Raw genomic sequence first — 18,875 nt, 5'->3', positions numbered from 1 at the left:
TATAGGCTATAGGCTGTAGGAATTGACGGTCGCATGTTTTGCTACAGCCTACGGACTAAAGCCTAATGCCTCTTCTTCCCCGTGCCCTCCGTGCCTCCGTGGTGAATTCTCAGTAAGCCGGTCAAAACAGCGGAATTAGTCTTCCACGATATTCGGTTTCTGCCCCGGCGTACTGTTGTCGCCAGCGGTGATTTTGCTCCACATGGTGGCTAAGAACCCGGCCGCGACGACCGCGACGACTGTCAGAATAATCGCGTTCGTGGTTTGGCCGTATAAGAAGTAACCGGTGGCAAATAGCGCGGAATAGACCCCCACGCAACCCACGAGCATGCAGGCCACGCCCAGGCCGATATGGGAATTACCGTCTGTCGGCAGAGGGACTCCGTCCGCGGCGGCTTTGTCCAACACGCGTTTCCAGCCCCAGCCACCGGGATGTACGAGGCGGTAGAAGCTGCGTAATTTTTCTTCGTCATCGGCAGGGGTGACCAGCGTCGCCACAACCCAGGCCACCGTCGTGATTCCGACGCCCGCGATCAGTTTTAACCAGGAAGGCATCTCTTCCGGAGCGGCGAAGGCAGCCCACAGGGCGACCACAAATGAAACCACCATCGCCACGATTTCGCTGTAGGGATTGATCCGCCACCAGAACCAACGCAGGATGAACAACAACCCGGTTCCCGCTCCGATCTGTAACAGGATTTCAAATCCTTGATAGGCATCTCTGAGGAACAGCGCCAAGATGCCGGCAAAAACCATCATCAGCACCGTAGAAATCCGGCCGACACGGACCAGTTCTTTTTGTCCGGCATCGGGACGCACGAATCGTTGGTAGAAGTCGTTGACGATGTACGACGAACCCCAGTTGAGGTGTGTTGAAATTGTCGACATGAATGCCGCGATTAAGGAAGCGACCACCAGCCCCAGCAAGCCGTGCGGCAGGAACGCCAACATGGCCGGATAAGCCAAGTCCCCTTTGACCTGATCGGCGGGCATATCAGGATAGGCCACTTGCAATGACGCATTGTCGGGAAAAACCACCAGCGATGCTAAAGCGACAATGATCCAGGGCCAGGGCCGCAGGGCGTAGTGCGCAACATTAAAGAACAACGTCGCGCCGATGGCGTGCTTCTCGTCTTTGGCGGCCAACATCCGCTGCGCGATATAGCCGCCGCCACCCGGTTCCGCTCCGGGATACCACACGCTCCACCACTGCACGGAGAGTGGAATGACCAACAGCGTTATCAAAAGATCGCGACTGGCATCGGTGCTGAGGTCAAAGGGCGGCAGCATTGCCATTTTGTCTTGAACGTTGGGATGCGTGATCAATTTGGCCATGCCACCAATGTCAGCCTGTTGTAGAGCGACGATGGCGGCGCCGATGGATCCCACCATGGCGATGATGAATAGCAAGAAGTCCGTCAGCAACACCCCTTTCAGTCCGCCCATGGCGCTGAAGATCACGGCGACCGTAGCGGCAATCACAATCGTTTCGGCCGGATCCAAACCAAGCATCACATGGCCGATTTTGATTGCGGCCAAGGAGACATTGGCCATGATGATAATGTTGAAGAACACGCCCAAATACAACGCGCGAAAGCCCCGCAAAAACGCCGCCGGTTTTCCGCTGTAACGCAGTTCATAAAATTCCAAGTCGGTGGTAATCCCCGACCGCCGCCACAATTTGGCGTACACAAAAACCGTCAACATACCGGTCAGCAAAAACGCCCACCAGACCCAGTTGCCGGCGACACCGTTTTCTCGCACGATGTTCGTGACCAATCCCGGCGTGTCCGCCGCAAAGGTCGTTGCCACCATCGAGAATCCCAACAGCCACCACGGCATGTTGCGGCCGGAGAGGAAAAAATCCGCAGAGCTTTTGCCCGCTTGCCGGCTAACGACGGCTCCGATCACCAGGGAGATCGCGAAAAAACCAAAGATGATTGACCAGTCAATGAAATCCAGTTGCATCTTTTTCTCTATCCTTGTGGGCGGTGGTACGCCGTTTATCGTATGGCCCCCCCGGCGGAGCCGGGGGCTGAGGGAATTGAATCGATTTAACGTTGGTCGCTGAAACCTTTTTGGCCGGTTCGAAAGTCCGGATAACTGATCCAGACCGTTGGTTTCTCATCGCCTTGAGCCGACGGCCAGTTCGCATCATCGTAGCCGGTCGACGTCCAATCGTCACCCGGCTTGTCGCTGACTTTCCAGGACGAGTCAGAAAAAATCGGCGTCACCTGCCCATTTTTGCCAATCAATTCACCGTAAAGATGAAATCCGCCGCAGCGCTCCGGTCCGCCCGGTTCCAACTGACGGTTCTCCGTACCATAGGCATGTGCCTCGACGGCGATCACGTTTTTGCCCGGTTCCAGGTATGACTTGATGTCATACAGCTCTAGCAAATGCGGATTGACTGGAGCTGAAAAATTCCGCCGCGCGAACTGTTCGCCAATCTGTTTGCCGTTGACGAACAATTTCACATGCGTGTCCCCTTGCACTTGGATGCCGGCCAACTCGATGTCCTGCGGATCCACTTCAAACGTCTTACGGAACGACGCGTGTTGAACTTGTTCCTGCTTCTCGAATCCGTGCGGATGATAAATCCACTGCGACGCCGGCCGCGAATCAAATGCAAAGACACCCGCCTCGGCCCGCGTCGCCGTCTCATCCCAGGCTTTGATCAGCATGTCGTACTCATCGACGGCGAATTGCAGATTGTCCGGCTGATTCGTCCGCAACCACAATTCTTGAAACGTGTTTCGCAATGCCAACGTTTCATCACGCACCGCCCGGGCCTCGCGGGCGAACCGTTGTTTCGCAGCGGCAATTTGTTCCGGGGACGGGTCACTCGCAGCAAAGTCTCGCAAGCTGCGGACCAACAGTTGCCCGCGCACATAATTGCGGTGCATGCGGGCACAATATTCGTAATAGTCCAGGTCGCCCTTGCGGCGGGTAATCACCGGGCGTAGCGCAGCGATCAAGGCTTCGGCCACGCGAGCATCCTCGCGGACCCGCCAGAGATCTTGCTCGGAATGCGCCGTTTTGCTGGCGTCGGGTTTTCGTCCGCCATACTCATAACGCGGCGCAAAGGGATGCCGGAAGTAATCGACAATCGGTAACCCAAACGGCCACTTCTCCAACAACGCAAACACGGCCCGCAACGGCGTCGCCGTCCCCGGACCGTTGTGCAGCGTGAAAAACCGATTGTAAAAACTCTCCACATCGGTCGATTGTGGCGACCATGTGACCTCGGCTCCATAAGCGTAGCCGAAATAATTCATCTCTCGCAGATTCTTCGAGCCGAAGTCCCCCCAAGTCGACGTGAAGGAACCGAGCGCATTGTGCCGAATACCGTCCAGCGTGAAATTACGAATGTTGATCAGCGCCGCCGAAGTCGTGGGGAAAATCCGGCTCCAGTTGTTCAGGCCCGGGAGCACCATCAAGGGAAAATCATGTGCCGCCAATTTGTCGACGCTGTCGTAATGTTGCTTTGGACCGTACACCCAGTCCATCAGCACGATGTCTTTGGGAATCGCGTTTAAGATCACCGACGGGTCCTTACGATTCACGATCACGTCTCCGTACATGATCATCGTTTTATCGTGATCCTTAAACAGCTTGTTCAACCGGCGGTAGTGTTGTGCATGCACCAAGCCGCGACCATCCTTCTTGACCGCCGCCTCGGTTTTGCCGAATCCCAGGTCCCACGATTCGTCTAATCCAGCATGGAAATACTTGGAATCGAAGACGTCGATCAATTCCAGAAAGCAATTCTCCAAAAATTCAAAAGCCGCATCGTCCGTAGCAAAGGAGTGCGAACCGGGATATTCGCTAAAGGGCAACACCTCAGCGTTCATCAACAAGGTCCCTTGGTTGCCCAGCATTTCGAAGATGGGGATCAACTCGATGTGATACTGCTTGGCATACGCTTCCAGTTCGTTGATTTGATCCGCATCGAAAGCACCGCGACCGACGCCAATTGAGGGATATTTCTTGAAGCGGTAGTTGTCTTCCAAATAGATGAAGTAGGTATTCATCTTATATTGGGCGATGAAGCGGATGATCGCTTTGTAATTCTCCATCGTCGAGGCTTGTCCGTAAGCGGTCTCCTCCTGCACACCTCGCATTTTTAGGTGCGGCCAATCGTGAATCCGCACCGCCGGCAATGGCTTCTTCGCTCCTTGGACCTGCGCGATTTGCCGTAGACTCATCGTGCCGTACAACAGTCCCGGTTCATTTTCCGCAGCGATCACGATTCCCTGGTCGCTAATTCCCAGGACATACCCTTGCTCTTTTGTCTTGGCTGAAAACGACAAGCCGTGTTCCTGCATCAACTTGTTGACGAGTTGATTCGTACCCGGTTTGCCGATCACGATGCTATTTGGGCGAGACGTGTCCGGTGCGCCCAGCGGCAGTTGGAAGCCGTAGATCTCCTGGAGCGCAGTTCGCAAATCCTCGGCCGCGAACCGTTCCGCGTCGGTGGCGTCTTTGCCGAGCACCACTTGGGTTTCGCGGTTGATCGTAAAACTGCCGTTTTGCGATTCGACTTTTTGCGGCGTGGGGAGAATGCCGAAATTCTCTGCGGCGTGCGTCCGACCTGCGGCGGTCAGACCGATCACGAGTGTGATCCACACAACCCATTTTTGCGGCGACCTGTTACGCATCTGATGACCTCAGGAGTTGGAACGTCATGTTTCGCACGCAGCGTCGACGGGAGGAAACGACCTACCATACCCCACTCGACTGTCGCATCCAACCGAACAGACGTGCGTAGCGTGTGGAATACACAAACATATTAGCGCAGCCGCCATTTCTCCGCTCAGATCGCATGGAAATCGGGCGAACGTTGACTCGAAATGTGGCACTTGTCACGATTGACCGGTCGGCAATGCGATTCACGCGATCACTGTAAATAGTGTTTCTCTCATTTTGAAAACGAACCCGTGACACATCCCCGGTTTTATCTTCCCGCCAATTTGAACGGTCCGACGGCTGAATTGCTCGGTCCCGAAGCGCACCACTTGCACAATGTGCTGCGGTTGCAGCCGGGCGATGAGATTGAGCTGTTTGATGGCGATGGAACCGAAGCGACGGCGCGGGTCGAGTCGGCGAGCAAAAAACGAGTTGAGGTCTCGATCCTCTCGCGACAACCGGGAGCGGCGGAACTGCCGGCGCCTTTGATCCTGGCCACAGCTGTTCCCAAGGGGGACCGTTTTCGCTGGTTGGTGGAAAAGGCGACCGAATTGGGCGTGACGCGTTTGGTCCCTTTGCAAACCGAACGGAGCGTTGTTGATCCACGGGCGACGAAGTTGGAGAAAATGCGAGCGGCGGTCATCGCCGCCTCAAAACAATGTCGCCGCGCGCGATTGATGGAAATTACTCCACTCCAAAACTGGGCGGAGTTTTTAACATCGCTTCCCGCAGGCGATCCGTTGCTCATCGCTCATCCCGGCGGCACAGCATGGCGCGCGGATTGGGTGGCGGGTGAGCGGCCGACGACGATCTGCATTGGACCCGAAGGGGGCTTCTCCGAGGCTGAGATTTCACATGCGAATGCGCGCGCAACTTTGGTTGATCTCGGCCCGCGCATCTTGCGCATCGAAACTGCGGCATTGGCGCTGGTCGCGCTGTGCGGTGCGTCGCTGCGATCTTAAACCACGTCCTCACAACGCGCGGATCTCGCCGAATGGATCGCTCGACCGGCAGAAGATGCCGAACGGACCGTGATTTGTCCATCACGATTCGCCGAATCTCCCCATGAAGGCTATCGGGAATAATCGGACTATTCGTCAGAATTGACTGAAGTGACGCCGCCACGGTTCCGATAATACCATTGGCTGTCCGGAAAACCGGACTTCAGCCCGCGCAACAGCGATGCAAATCTTTTGAGTTTCTAGATGGATCTGGAACTCAAACCCGCATCGCAAAACGGCGCGTCGCCCGCAAGGGCGGTGGGGGGAAACGGATTAACAAAACCTCACAGTTGTCATGGAAAGACATTGAGATATGCGTCATCGACTGAGATTATTTACTGGTGAAGACGAAGGTACCGCCGTCGCCGAGCCAGGCATGACCGTCAAGTTGAGCGAGATCACCCATATCCTGGCTGAAGCTGTCCAAGCCGACCGCGCTTGGTTGCACGACTTCGACAACGACGAAGTCCAAATCTCCGCCGACTTATACGATGTCCTTTCCGCCTATTGGAATCTCCGCCCCAGCGCCTAATCGTCTCTTGATAAAGATAGGTGCCACCGGCGGCTTGTCCGCCAGTGCAAACGGACCCCGGGTGCAAACACGAATCGGCAGCCAGCCGTCAGTGTGACCCGGTCTCGACTGTTGTTAGAGATGGCAGCGGGCTGTGCGAGCCATTGGCTTTCCATTGCATTTTCCGCCTCTGGAGATGGTCGAGTGACACCGAAATTGTGGAATGTGGCACTCGTCGGCGGCGGATTGCTGCTGATCTTCGCCGGTATACAACAGTGGCGAACCAACCAGCAGCCCACGTACGTCGTCACGGAATTTCTTGAAGCGATCAAATCCAACGATCGTCCCACGGTTCTCCGTTTGATGACCCCCGAATTGCGCGAGCAGGTAGCGGTCGTGGCGGACGATTACGCATCGGCTTGGGCCCCGCCGCCGGCAAACGCTAGCGGAAACGGCGAGTTGACGTTTGATCTCAAATCGGTCCGCGTGCAAGGGGACACCGCCACCGCCGATTCGGTCTTTCGGCATGCCGGGATGCCGTTTGTCAATTCGCAAATCGAATTGCACCGCTCACCGACCGGATTGTGGAAAGTCGCCCGCGTCGACAATCGCGTCAACTTGGCTTGGAAAATGTTGGAAAACCAGCAGTTGACCGTCGAATTGCGGAATGCTCTGAAGGATCTTCCCGGCGCGCAAGTCGCCGAAGAACCCCAACCGCAACGCCGTTGGGAGTGATTGCCGCCGGCAATTGCCAATTCACTTGCGAATGCTGGTGGAGCAGACCGCTCGCTAATTTGTTGTTACCCCTTAGCAACTCAGCAGCGCGAACCGGTAGTTGCCTCGCAGCAGCGCAATCTGCCAATCGAGATGATCTTAAGTTGACGTTTCTTGGTTGATCGCTATTGACCGAGCCTGCGAAATGGCGAAAATCCGCCCTCTCTCCTCTCAACTTTCGTATCGATCATCTCTACACTTCTCTCAAAAACGGCGGCGAACTCTGCGCCGGCGCGAGCATTACGTTATGAATCAACCAACTCAAATTGTTTCTCTTGTCTTTCTTGCGGCTTGCTTGGGCGGATGTGGCACAACGCGGTGGTCCGATACCCCCCGTACCGCCACTGAACAACGCCTGATTTCCAATGCGATCGACGAATCGGTCAATAGTATCGACGTCAGTCCGCTAGCCCATCAAAAAGTCTTCTTCGACACCAGCAACATCGACGACAGTGTGCAACAAAAATACTTGATCAGTAGTTTGAAATATCACTTGCTGAGAAATGGTTGCTACGTGTTGGAGAAAAAAGAAGAAGCAGACTACGTTGTCGAAGCCCGCGCCGGTGTCATCGGGACGGATCACCACGACCTGTTAATCGGTATCCCCGAGTCATCGCTCGGAGCGGGCATCCCCGGCATGCCGGCGTCGCTGCCGGAAATGGCTTTGTACAAAAAAACCAACCAACTGGGTGAAGCAAAAATCGGACTGTTTGCTTATCACCGCACCGACGGCAACCTCGTCTGGAGTTCCGATACTAAAATCTCCAACAAGCTGGCCAAAAGCGTTTGGGCCATGGGCATCGGTCCTATGCAGCGCGATGGAACAGATGGTCCCATCCGCTGGGCGGGCGAAGCTCCTCCGCAGTTGCCCAAGCTAGCGATGCCCGCGCTTTCGGTCCCCCAATTCGCACGCAAGGATAAGCCGGAAACGCCTGAATACGAAATGCCGGAATTGGCGCCGCCCCCCTCTGAGCTGGATTCTGGAAAAGTTTCCATCCAGCCGGCCGGGAATGAAATTCCTGTTCTCAAATAAACCTGTTCGCATAGAAAACCGAGCGGTCCTAAAAATTCTAACGGCGCGGTATCCACGAGATTCCGCGCCGTTTTTCTGATTATTTCTGCCGCGACGTTGCTTGCGACGACGGGAATGCGACAATAAGGACGGACCGGGCACTGCAGTCGTGCCGGTTAACCTTTGAACCATTTCGTATCTCCCGTATGTCGTGACGATGCAAACACCCAATACCGAATACACAGTCCTGGCCCGTCGTTTTCGTCCGCAGACTTTCGACGAAGTTGTCGGCCAAGGCATGGTGGCACAGGCCCTGCGCAATGCCATTTCCAGTAGCCGTGTTGCGCACGCCTATTTGTTTACAGGCGCACGTGGCGTCGGCAAGACGTCGACGGCGCGGATTTTGGCCAAATCGCTCAACTGCCCAAACGTACAAGACGGCGACCCTTGCAATACCTGCGAAATCTGCCTGGGCATCTCCGCCGGGACCGACGTCGATGTGCTGGAAATCGATGGAGCGTCGAACCGCGGCATCGAGGATATCCGGTCGTTGCGGGCGAATGTGAACGTGAAATCGATGCGGACCCGTTATAAGGTCTACATCATCGACGAAGTCCACATGCTCACGCGGGAGGCGTTTAACGCACTGCTTAAGACGCTGGAAGAGCCGCCGCCGACCGTTAAATTCATCTTCTGCACGACCGAACCCAACAAGCTACCCGACACGATTCTCTCACGCTGCCAGCGGTTTGACTTTGGGACGATCGACACACCCAACATCAGCGTACGGCTCAAACAGATTGCCGAGGCCGAGGGGATTGCGGTTGAAGATGCCGCCGTCGAATTGATCGCACGTCGCGCGGCCGGGTCGATGCGGGACAGCCAATCGTTGTTCGACCAACTACTCGCCTTCGGCGGCGATCCGATTACCCCGGCCGACGTGCATCGTCTGTTTGGCACGGCCGACGATCAGCGGTTGGTGGAATTGTTTGAAGCAGTAATTTCCGGCGAGAAGGGAGCAGCGCTCCAGGCGTTCGACGCAGCCTTGGAAGAGGGGATTCAACTCGGTGAAGTCACGACGCAGTTGTTGGACTATCTTCGTGATCTGATGGTTTTAGCATCTGGGGCGGAGCAGGTCCGGCTCAGTTCGGTCTCCCCCGAATTGCGTCCCCAACTGATTGAACAGGCCAAACGGTGGGGCTTGGAGACCATCGTGGCTGCGATGGAGATCCTTTCGGAAGCCAAAGGCCGCATGCAGCGAGTCGCCTACGGACGCGCCTTGGCTGAATTGGCGCTGGTGCGGATGTCATTACTACAACACCTACACGACCTATCCGACCTAATCCGTCAGGTCAAATCGGGTGCGGTCAATCTCCCCGCCACGAATGGCGCAGCACCAACGCGGCAGCCACCGGCAGCGAATCGAACATCCGCGCCCCCACCTCAAAAAAAAATGGCCCCCCTCCCCACTGAGACTCCTTCAGCTGCGATTCCCGATCCAGAAACACGGCCAACGATCGATTTTCAAACAGGTTCGGAAGAGGAAATATGGGCGGAAGTCCTTACGAGGGTTCCGGATATGGTGAAAACCAATGTGCAACGGTCCTCGGGAATAGCAATTATCGGGCCAAACGCACTGGAAATATCCTTCCCTAAGAGCTATCATTTCAATCTCGAGTACTGCCAACGCCGCGACCAGATGGGGCGGTTGGAGGCTGCACTCGAAGAAGTTGTCGGGCGAAAGGTGGGAATTACCCTGAAATTGGCGGATGACCCATCCCCAGCCTCAATACCGGACGAGGAGAAGGCGTCACCAACAGGCACCAAACATCGGATTGATCCCGAAAATGATCCTTTGGTGAGGAAAGCCATGACCGTGTTCAATGCGACGGTGGTGAAGGTCGAAGAGCGTTGACCGCGGCACCTGATCAATGTGAAGGAAGCGAGTCCAATGTTAAAAGGTTTGGGAAACATAGCGTCGTTGATGAAAAACGCGCAGGAAATGCAATCGCGCATGAGCGCCATGCAAGAGAATCTGGGTAAAATCCGCGCCGAGGGAACTGCCGGTGGCGGGATGGTGACCGTGGAAGTCACTGGGAAACAACAAATCGTCAACTGTAAGATTGAACAATCGCTGATTGACGATGGCGACCGCGAAATGCTGGAAGACCTCATCGTGGCTGCCACAAATCAGGCGCTGAAAAAGGTGCAAGAAGCAACCGCGACCGAGATGGCCGGACTAACCGGTGATATGAATCTTCCCGGACTGGGTGACGCACTGTCGCAACTCGGTTTGGGGGGTGGAAATTCAGCGACTTAGTCCGCCATGGCGGCGATTGTTCAACCGCGTGAGATTCTTCCACATCCATGGTGTTCGGAAAACGCTCTCCGAGACTGCCGGTGGCTCGGATCAACGGCGCGGGTTTTAGGGATCGGCTCAGCTGGGGCCATTGGCCAGGGAATAATGGTGCGATTGTGAATCCGTATGGACCGGCGGTCGAAAACTTGATCGATCAATTCCAAGCCTTGCCTGGCATCGGCCGCAAATCGGCTGAGAGGTTGGCGCATTACATTTTGCAATGTTCCCCTGACGATGCCCTGCAACTGTCGCGCGCCATTGAGCAGGTCAAACAGACCGTGCGTCCCTGTTCCGTTTGTTTCAATTTAACGGATGAAGAGACTTGTAGCATCTGTTCTGATTCGCGGCGCGATCCCCAAGTGGTTTGTGTGGTGGAACTGCCTCGTGACTTGATGGCTGTCGAGGCTGCTGGCGTATTCGGCGGCCGCTACCACGTCCTGCAAGGCCGGATTTCTCCCTTGGAAGGAGTCGGGCCGGAACAACTAACCGTTGATGCTCTGATTCGTCGCGTGAAAGATACACCTGTAACGGAAATCGTGATGGCCACGAATCCTACACTCGAAGGGGACGGGACAGCTTTGTACCTCAGTAACGTTCTCGATGGCCTGCCGGTCAAAATCACTCGCCTGGCGCGGGGGATTGCCGCAGGAAGCGTGCTAGAGTTCTCTAACCGCGAAGTCCTGGCTGATGCCATGCGGGGCCGACAGCCTTTTTAATTTCATCGTCTTAAGTCAACGCCAACCACGGAAAACTTTGAGTTCGTCCCTCGCCGAAGCGATTCCAACATGCAACTGAATATTTCGCAACAGATGAAGATGAGCCAGCAAATGAAGCTGGCCCCGCGGATGATTCAGTCCATGGAAATCCTGCAGTTGCCGGTCATGGCGCTCAAGGAACGCATCGATCAAGAACTCTCCGAGAACATCTTGCTCGAGCAGGCGGTGCCCGACACCGCTGCCGACATGTCGGATTCCGAATTGCAGTTCGAACGGGACCGCGACCGCGACGACCGCGAGTCCGCCGACTTCGAACGCAAGGAACTCGTTGTCGACAACGACAAAAACAACGAAGCCGACTTCGAACGCTTGATGGAAATGTCGAAAGAATGGCCCGACCATTTTTCCTCGACCAACCCCTCAGCAAATCGAATCGACGATCTCAGCAGTAGCAAGCACGACACGATCACCAATATCGAGTCGCGCCCCGAATCGCTGCAAGAAAACCTGTTGGAGCAGTTCCACTTTTTTAATTGCTCTCCGGCTGTTCGCGAATTCGGCGAGTTCTTGATTCAAAATCTCGACGACAACGGCCGGTTGCCGGTCAACCCCCGCGGCACGCCGATCGTCGGGCAAAACGGCGCGCCGCACGATTCGCTGCAGGAGATGATCGAAGTCTACAGCGTGCGGATTTCTCCCGATGATGCGCAAACCGCGCTCTCATTGATTCAAAAACTCGAACCACGCGGAGTCGGCGCGCGGGATCTAAAAGAATGCCTGCTGCTGCAAATCGACGATGACACGCCTTACCGCGATGTGTTGATCGCCTTAATTACCTCGCATCTCGACGACCTGTATCAAAACCGGCTCCCGGTGATCGAACGGAAGACCGGCTATTCTCTGGATGTGATCAAAGAAGCTTGTGAGCAACTGAAGCATCTCAATCCTTGGCCTGGACGCGGCTTCGACGCTGCCCCCGCGCAAAGCATTGTGCCGGATGTCTACATCGAAAAAGATGACGACGGAAAATACACCATCCGACTGGAACGCGAATACACGCCCAACCTGACGATCAGCCGCAAGTACCAAGAACTACTCGCCGGCGATGCTGATGCGGCGACCAAGGAATACGTCAAACGCAAAATCAACGCGGCCCGCTGGATTATCGACGCTGTCGAGCAACGTTACTCCACGCTCAAACGCGTTTCGCAGGCCATTGTCGATCACCAGACGGAATTCCTCGACAAAGGCCCGGAGTATATTGTCCCGCTCAAAATGGAGCAGATTGCCGACGTGGTCGGCGTGCACGTCACGACCGTCTCTCGCGCCGTCGACGACAAATACATCCAAACCCCCCGTTCGATCATCCCACTCAAACGGTTCTTCGGCGGCGGAACGACGAACGCCGAAGGTGAGGAAGTCGCCTGGGATGTGATCCGCATCAAATTGCGTGAGATCGTCGACGCCGAAGACAAAAGCCGCCCGCTCAGCGACGACGCCCTGGTCGATGAATTAGCCAAACATGGCTACAAACTCGCCCGCCGCACGATCACCAAGTACCGCAAGGCAATGGACATCCCTTCGTCTAGACAGCGCCGCGAATACTAATTCTCGCTGGGATGCTGGTCTACTGTCGTTTGCAAAAAAAAACCTCACGCAAAGTCGCAAAGCTCGCAAAGAGATTTGCGATGTCAATGCGGTTAGCAGCGGTTTGATTCGCTCGAGCGCTATCTACTAAAGCAACTTTCGTTCAAAAACGATATCCGCGCCACGCAGCGTTCATTTCTGAATCGGTTTGTCCCGGTCCCTTCTTTGCACTGCAAACGGTCAAAGTTTGCGCGCCACACGCGCTGTGAAATCTTCCACCAATTCAATCCCCTTTTATTTTGTATCAAAAATTACACCGGTACGTGGTCTGGCACGGAACGCACAATGCGACGGCAAGCCGTCGGTTTGGGATGTTGCGGTTTCACACCCGTTAATCTGTGTTTTATCCGTGTTCAATCTGTGGCTAAGGAAATATCGCCCCGGTTGAGTCGCGGCCACAGGCTGCGCTCAGGCCTTGGCGGCTTTGCGTGAGTCTTTCTTTTCTGCAAATGGGAATACGTGCATCACGGCTTGATTCATGGGAACGTTACTCGTTTGATTTCCCGTTGCAATCTCATTAGGTTTGATAGGGAGGCGGTCCGCGCGTTGGCGGTGGAATTGGCCTGTGCTTGATGTCCCCCTGATGAGGATCCTACGTTGCAAACGACCCAATCCCTGTGGCAAAAATATGCCGTGCTGTTTCTCACCCTGTTGGCAGTTGTGGCTATTGCAAGTGCCGCAGTTGCTGCTGAGGAGAGCGTCGAGGAACAGATTCTGTTGGAGGACGGTTTCGCTGATCTGAAACCGGGGCAATTCTCCAGTCTGGTCGGCGCGCACACCGAATACCATTATCTGCCCGATAGTGCTCCCAAAGGGCATTGGAGCGTCACCTCTTTCACCTCGCGCATCAGTTCCCAGCGGGCGTGGAAGGTCTTTGAGCAGGACGGCGAAGCGGTTTTGGCCCAAATCTACGACAACGTCAAAACCAAGCATGCCCATCCCATGGTTGTTGCCGGTGACGAAGCTTGGCGGGATTATGCTTGCGAAGTCCGCTTTGTGCCCGAATCGGATCGCGACCAAAGCGGCGTCGTGTTTCGCTATCGCAATGATCGCTGTTATTACTTTTTCGGCGTCGATGGCGATCAGGCGATTCTGAAAATGGTCCGGCACGCGACCGCCTACCGCAAACCGTACGAAAAAATCCTTGCGTCCGAAAAATTTGACTGGAAACCGGGAGAACCACTCGTCGCCCGCATTCAAGTCGATGGTGAAAACATCAAAGCCCAATTTGTTGATAGCCCAACACTGACCGCGACCGATGCGACCTATGAATCCGGCAAGATCGGTTTGATGGCAGATGTGCCAACCCGTTTCCATCAGGTCAAAGTCACGACCACGGCAAATGAGCTGCAGCGCGTCGAAGACGCCATCGCCCAGCGCGAAGCGGAATTGCAAAAACTGCAGGCAGCGAATCCGCAACCGGTGGTCTGGAAGAAAATCCAAACCGAAGAATTCGGCGTTGGCCGCAATCTCCGTTTCGGCGACCTCAACAACGACGGTCAGGTCGACGTGTTGTTTGGACAAGTGCGGCATCATGGTCCCAAGGATCGCAACAGCGAATTGAGTTGTCTGACCGCCATGACGTTAGACGGTGAACAACTGTGGCAAGTTGGCGAACCCGATCCCTGGAAGGACCACCTCACCAACGATGTTGGATTTCAAATTCACGACCTGGATGGCGACGGCAAAGCTGAAGTCATTTACTGCATGAACATGGAAATCATCGTCGCCGACGGTACCACTGGAAAAACGCTCTACAAAGCCCCCACGCCAAAAACGCCGGCGACCACGAAGGCCCCCTACGACAAGTTTCCCCGCATTTTAGGCGATTCGCTCTACTTTTGCGATTTGCGGGGCACGGGCCACGACAGCGACATCATCATCAAAGACCGCTACCGGCATTTTTGGGCGCTGAATGATCGTTTAGAAATCATGTGGAGCGGAGAATGCAACACCGGGCATTATCCCATTGCCTACGACGTCGACGGAGATGGCCGCGATGAATTGGCCATCGGCTATAACCTATTCGATGGCGATGGCAAGCATCTGTGGTCATTGGACCACAAAGTCAAAGACCATGCCGACGGGATCGCCGTTGTTCGCTTCGGTGGTCCGGACGATGAGCCGCGGATCCTGTGTGCCGCTAGCGACGAAGGCATGTTCTTCGCCGACATGCAAGGTAACATCATCAAGCACCATTACCTCGGACACGTGCAAAACCCGGTCGTCGGCGATTTTCGCACCGACATGCCCGGCTTAGAAGCGGTCTCGATTAATTATTGGGGCAATCAGGGTATCGTGCATTACTATGATGCTCGCGGTGACATTTACAAAGACATCGAACCGTGCCAACACGGCAGTATGTGTTTACCGATCAATTGGACCGGTCAGCCTCCGGAATTTTTCGTCCTCTCACCCAACGTCCGCGAAGGCGGAATGTGGGACGGTTGGGGCCGCCGCGTTGTCAGGTTTCCCAACGACGGTCATCCCGACATGTGCAATGCGGTCTTGGATATCACTGGCGATTGCCGCGATGAAATCGTCGTCTGGGGTCCCAACGAACTGTGGGTCTACACACAAAGCAACAACCCACTCCCCGGAAAACTGTATAAGCCAACGCGTAATCCGCTCTACAATTATTCGAATTACCAAACAACAATCTCATTACCCGGCTGGTCTGAAAAATAGCGTAGCGGCGAAGAATACGCCTCATAACTTGGTGACAAGCCAGAACAAAAAGCGTCCCGGGAGGGCGAGGCTCCCGCCGAGCCGCGCGCGACCAATTCGTATTATTCGTCAAAAGATTTCGCAAATCACGCCCAATGAACCAATGCGGCTCAGCAGGAGCTTCGCCCTCCCGGAACGCGTCATGAGTAGGAGTCACTCGTGCTCGGTCGTGGGTCAGTGAATCACTCTAGCTTGGTTGCGGCAGGGCGGTGCTGAGTTAAAATCAGTTTGTCAGTGCGGGGATGTCTCCGCCCATGAAATCTGTCCCCTCGCATCGGCCCGCATCGTGCAAAAAAACTCTCCTCCGGAATCCTCCGAGGTTCGCAGCCTATTTTACGTCACGCTGACTGCAGTGGCGCTCACCGTGCTGTTCTGGCTGCCGCTTTGGGAAGGGGGTGGGTTGATCGGGGGGGATACGTATTCCTACTTCTTCCCGCAAAAAACCTTCTTCGCCGACAGCCTCGCTGCGGGCGAACTGGCCGCCTGGAACAATCGCACCGGCTTTGGTTATCCGGCCATCGCCGAAAGCCAAACCGGCGTGCTCTATCCGCCCAACCAGGTGTTCTATCGCATCTTTGAGGCCAACGGCGCTTACGTTGCTAACCAGATTTTGCATTACGTATTGGCGTTTATTTTTACGTGGTTGTACGCTCGTGCCATTGGCCTGCGCGCGCTGGCAGCGGTGTTGGTCGCGCTGGTTTATACCTACGGCTGGTTTCCACCGCGAATGTGTTTGGAATGGGCGATCATCGGCGGAACGTGGCTTCCCGCCTCGCTGTGGGCGGCGGAGTCGTTTCTGCAATCGCGGCGGTGGCTATGGCTGTTTGTACTGTCGTTGACGCTGGCGCTGTCGATGTTGGCGGGGCATTTCAATTTGGCGTTCATCACGCAATTGGTGCTGCTGGCCTACATCCCATTGCGCTTGTGGTTCACGGCGGCCAGTCTTCCCGAAGAGACACGCGCCCTGCGTAGCCGCTGTGCAACCGGTTTGCTGACCGCCATGGTCTTAGGATTCTCACTCGCCGCCATTCAATTAGCCCCCACCTGGGAACTCCGTGGCCGCAGCCAGCGCAGCGCGTCGGCGAACACCGGTTACGGACATATGCCGGTCTGGTATTGGTCGCAGGTTGTGATGCCTTGGAAATGGTACCGCGCGGACGTTGATCTCGATCGCGTGCTAAATGAAAACCTGCCACCCGACTCAGCGATGACTAACAAAGTCGAAGCACATTTGTATTTCGGTCTCGCCCCGTTGGTAGTGGTGTTAGCGGGCATTGTCTTTTTGCGGCGGAAATTGTTTTCGCGACACATCATCTTCTGGATCGGGCTGGGTATTGCGGCATTGCTGTATACCCCGGGATGGTTGTTGCCGGTTACGCAATATCTGCCGGGGTTCAGTTTCTTTATGGGACCGGGACGCTATGGCATTGTCGTGACACTGGCATTCGCATTGCTCGCTGGGACCGCGCTCGATGCGATTTGCCAGCGCATGAATCTGCTGGGACGGTGGGTGCTGGTGGCGGTTGTGTTTGCAGCGACGACGGCCGATTTGTGGTACGTCAGCCGCGCTGTCACCAATGTTGTCATGCTGTCCGACGCTCCGCTGCGGCACGTCGACGAAAGTCCCGTTGCGCAGAAATTAGCCGAATTCACGGGTCCGACGCGTCTCTATGCACCGGGGGCGAATCTGACCAACATCCTCGGCACGGCGTCGTATCCCGTCTACTTGGGTTTGGGGCCGGCGGAGTATTTTGACGAGTCGTTGTCGCTGCCCGCTCCGTTTCCGTTGGACGCTCCGCCTCCAGCCGATCAATTGGCGGCCGTACAGCAAGCGGGGGTTACGCATGTTTTAAGTGGGCAGTCGTTGGAGTCCTTGGGTTGGCCGATGCGGTTGTTGTGGTATGGAGTCGATCCGTTTCTGCATCGCGCCTGGGCCCGCTCTCCGAATGATCCGTTGTTTCTTTATGAACTCAGCGAGACGCGCGGGCGAGCGTATTGGGAATCGCCATCGCCGGAGGCAACGGTTGAAATCGAAACCTATCGCCCCAGTCACATCGTCATCCGCGCCGCATCCAAAGATGGCGGGATGTTGGTGTTAACAGATTTGGAATATCCCGGATGGCAAGTCGACATCGATGGCAAACCTGCAGCAGCGACCACGGCGGCGGGACTCTATCGTGGCGTTGAGGTCCCGCCCGGAACGCACACGGTCACATGGAATTACCGCCCCGTCTCTTTATACTGGGGGGCGGCCATCACGGTGGCGACGCTGCTGCTCTGGGCCATCGTCGGCCATCTGCGATATTGGCACCCCGGTCGATTCAACTACTTTGAAAAACAAAGCGAGACGCCATGAAAGCGGCATTCATCACATCCACCGGCAGCCCCGATTGCATTCAATACGGGGACCAGCCGCAACCGCAGCCGACCGACAATCAGGTCTTGGTCAAAGTCGCCGCTGTCGCCGTCAATCCGATCGATACCTACATCCGTAGCGGCATGATTGCCTTGCCGCTTGAGTTTCCCTACATCATCGGTTGCGATCTGGCGGGAGAGGTCGAAGCGGTCGGGCAGGGGGTGACGCGATTCAAAGTCGGCGATCGCGTGTGGGGCAGCAATCAAGGATTGATCGGCCGCCCGGGGACATTCGCCGAATATGCCGCCGTCGATGAGCAATGGTTGTATCCCACACCCGCCGGCCAAAGCGACGAAGCCGCCGCCGCCGGGGCGCTGGTGGGCATCACCGCGCACTTGGGACTGTTCCGCAGCGGACGTCTACAAGCGGGCGAAATCGTGTTCGTCAACGGCGGCACCGGCGGCGTGGGGTCCTCGGTGGTGCAATTGGCCAAGGGAGCCGGCGCCACGGTCATTGCCACCGTGGGCAACGCCGAAAAACAAGCCGCCTGCAAAGCATTAGGCGCCGACTTGGTCGTCGATTACCACTCGCCCACCATGGACGACGAGATCCGCCAATTCATCGAACCGCACGGCGGCATCGACCTCTGGTATGAAACACAACGTTCGCCAGACTTTGACCGGACCGTGAGCCTGATGCGGATGGGCGGCCGCATCATCTTCATGGCCGGCCGCGACGCCCGCCCCGAGTTCCCCGTCGGCCCCTCCTACACCAAGGACCTCAGCTACCTCGGCTTCGCCATGTTCAACGCCAGCGCGGAACAACAACGCGAATGCGCCGCAGGCATCCACCGCTTATATGAAGCAGGCGGCTGGACACCAAACATCGGCCAGCGATTCCCCCTCAGCGAAGCAGCAGCGGCGCATCAATTGCAGGAAGAAGGCACGCTGCAAGGGAGTGGGGGTTTGTCGGGGAAGATTGTGGTTACGGTTTGATTGGGGGGCGTATTACGAGCGTGATACGGATCAATTTGAAAGTGACGTAGGGCAGGCTCCCGCCTGCCGCAGATGCGATTTCGTGACC

Annotated in this window: 13 protein-coding genes; 11 read left to right on the top strand and 2 right to left on the bottom strand. The window is 56.0% G+C overall.

All coding sequences use genetic code 11. The annotated features are described in order from the left end of the window. Positions 1-135: 135 nt before the first annotated feature. Complete coding sequence (locus tag Mal52_RS21315; RefSeq protein ID WP_145378538.1) at positions 136-1,968, bottom strand: sodium:solute symporter family protein; 1,833 nt, start codon at positions 1,966-1,968, stop codon at positions 136-138. An 86-nt stretch (positions 1,969-2,054) separates the two neighbouring features. After that, complete coding sequence (locus Mal52_RS21310) at positions 2,055-4,661, bottom strand: glycoside hydrolase family 20 zincin-like fold domain-containing protein (protein WP_145378537.1); 2,607 nt, start codon at positions 4,659-4,661, stop codon at positions 2,055-2,057. 279 nt (positions 4,662-4,940) lie between these two features. Between Mal52_RS21310 and Mal52_RS21305 the strand changes: the two genes are divergently transcribed. The 11 genes from Mal52_RS21305 (at position 4,941) to Mal52_RS21255 (ending at position 18,787) form a co-directional block, all read left to right on the top strand. Then, the gene (locus Mal52_RS21305) at positions 4,941-5,651 is read left to right on the top strand and encodes a 16S rRNA (uracil(1498)-N(3))-methyltransferase (protein WP_145378536.1); all 711 of its coding nucleotides are present in this window, start codon (positions 4,941-4,943) and stop codon (positions 5,649-5,651) included. Positions 5,652-6,003: 352 nt separating this feature from the next. Then, on the top strand, positions 6,004-6,222 hold the full coding sequence (locus tag Mal52_RS21300; protein WP_145378535.1) for a hypothetical protein: 219 nt from the start codon (positions 6,004-6,006) through the stop codon (positions 6,220-6,222). Positions 6,223-6,405: 183 nt separating this feature from the next. Then, entirely contained in the window at positions 6,406-6,936 is a 531-nt protein-coding gene (locus tag Mal52_RS21295; protein ID WP_145378534.1) for a hypothetical protein, read from the top strand. A 286-nt stretch (positions 6,937-7,222) separates the two neighbouring features. Beyond that, the gene (locus tag Mal52_RS21290) at positions 7,223-8,008 is read left to right on the top strand and encodes a DUF6655 family protein (RefSeq protein WP_145378533.1); all 786 of its coding nucleotides are present in this window, start codon (positions 7,223-7,225) and stop codon (positions 8,006-8,008) included. Between the two features lie 196 nt (positions 8,009-8,204). After that, positions 8,205-9,902 carry a DNA polymerase III subunit gamma/tau gene (gene dnaX, locus Mal52_RS21285; RefSeq protein WP_145378532.1) on the top strand — a complete coding sequence of 566 codons (1,698 nt, stop codon included), beginning with the start codon at positions 8,205-8,207 and terminating at the stop codon, positions 9,900-9,902. 36 nt (positions 9,903-9,938) lie between these two features. Continuing rightward, complete coding sequence (locus Mal52_RS21280; RefSeq protein WP_145378531.1) at positions 9,939-10,307, top strand: YbaB/EbfC family nucleoid-associated protein; 369 nt, start codon at positions 9,939-9,941, stop codon at positions 10,305-10,307. Positions 10,308-10,462: 155 nt separating this feature from the next. Further along, positions 10,463-11,062: a recombination mediator RecR gene (gene recR / locus Mal52_RS21275; RefSeq protein ID WP_145378530.1), complete on the top strand. Its 600-nt coding sequence runs from the start codon at positions 10,463-10,465 to the stop codon at positions 11,060-11,062. Positions 11,063-11,131: 69 nt separating this feature from the next. Continuing rightward, on the top strand, positions 11,132-12,670 hold the full coding sequence (gene rpoN, locus Mal52_RS21270; protein WP_145378529.1) for an RNA polymerase factor sigma-54: 1,539 nt from the start codon (positions 11,132-11,134) through the stop codon (positions 12,668-12,670). 636 nt (positions 12,671-13,306) lie between these two features. Continuing rightward, positions 13,307-15,397, top strand: a complete 2,091-nt coding sequence (locus Mal52_RS21265) for a hypothetical protein (protein ID WP_145378528.1) — start codon at positions 13,307-13,309, stop codon at positions 15,395-15,397. Positions 15,398-15,722: 325 nt separating this feature from the next. Next, complete coding sequence (locus tag Mal52_RS21260) at positions 15,723-17,792, top strand: glycosyltransferase family protein (protein ID WP_145378527.1); 2,070 nt, start codon at positions 15,723-15,725, stop codon at positions 17,790-17,792. After that, positions 17,789-18,787 carry an NADPH:quinone reductase gene (locus Mal52_RS21255; RefSeq protein ID WP_145378526.1) on the top strand — a complete coding sequence of 333 codons (999 nt, stop codon included), beginning with the start codon at positions 17,789-17,791 and terminating at the stop codon, positions 18,785-18,787. Before Mal52_RS21260 ends, Mal52_RS21255 begins: the two co-directional genes overlap by 4 nt. The last annotated feature ends 88 nt before the right edge of the window (positions 18,788-18,875 follow it).

Source organism: Symmachiella dynata (assembly GCF_007747995.1).
In the GTDB taxonomy this organism is placed as follows: Bacteria; Planctomycetota; Planctomycetia; order Planctomycetales; family Planctomycetaceae; genus Symmachiella; species Symmachiella dynata.
The sequence above is the reverse complement of the archived record's forward strand: the minus strand, read 5'-3'. Positions and strand labels throughout refer to the sequence as shown.

Excerpts from the sequence above, each read along its gene's own strand:
- Mal52_RS21315 (WP_145378538.1), bottom strand. The coding sequence starts at position 1,968 with ATGCAACTGGATTTCATTGACTGGTCAATCATCTTTGGTTTTTTCGCG.
- Mal52_RS21310 (WP_145378537.1), bottom strand. The coding sequence starts at position 4,661 with ATGCGTAACAGGTCGCCGCAAAAATGGGTTGTGTGGATCACACTCGTG.
- Mal52_RS21300 (WP_145378535.1), top strand. The coding sequence starts at position 6,004 with ATGCGTCATCGACTGAGATTATTTACTGGTGAAGACGAAGGTACCGCC.
- Mal52_RS21290 (WP_145378533.1), top strand. The coding sequence starts at position 7,223 with ATGAATCAACCAACTCAAATTGTTTCTCTTGTCTTTCTTGCGGCTTGC.
- dnaX (WP_145378532.1), top strand. The coding sequence starts at position 8,205 with ATGCAAACACCCAATACCGAATACACAGTCCTGGCCCGTCGTTTTCGT.
- Mal52_RS21280 (WP_145378531.1), top strand. The coding sequence starts at position 9,939 with ATGTTAAAAGGTTTGGGAAACATAGCGTCGTTGATGAAAAACGCGCAG.
- rpoN (WP_145378529.1), top strand. The coding sequence starts at position 11,132 with ATGCAACTGAATATTTCGCAACAGATGAAGATGAGCCAGCAAATGAAG.
- Mal52_RS21255 (WP_145378526.1), top strand. The coding sequence starts at position 17,789 with ATGAAAGCGGCATTCATCACATCCACCGGCAGCCCCGATTGCATTCAA.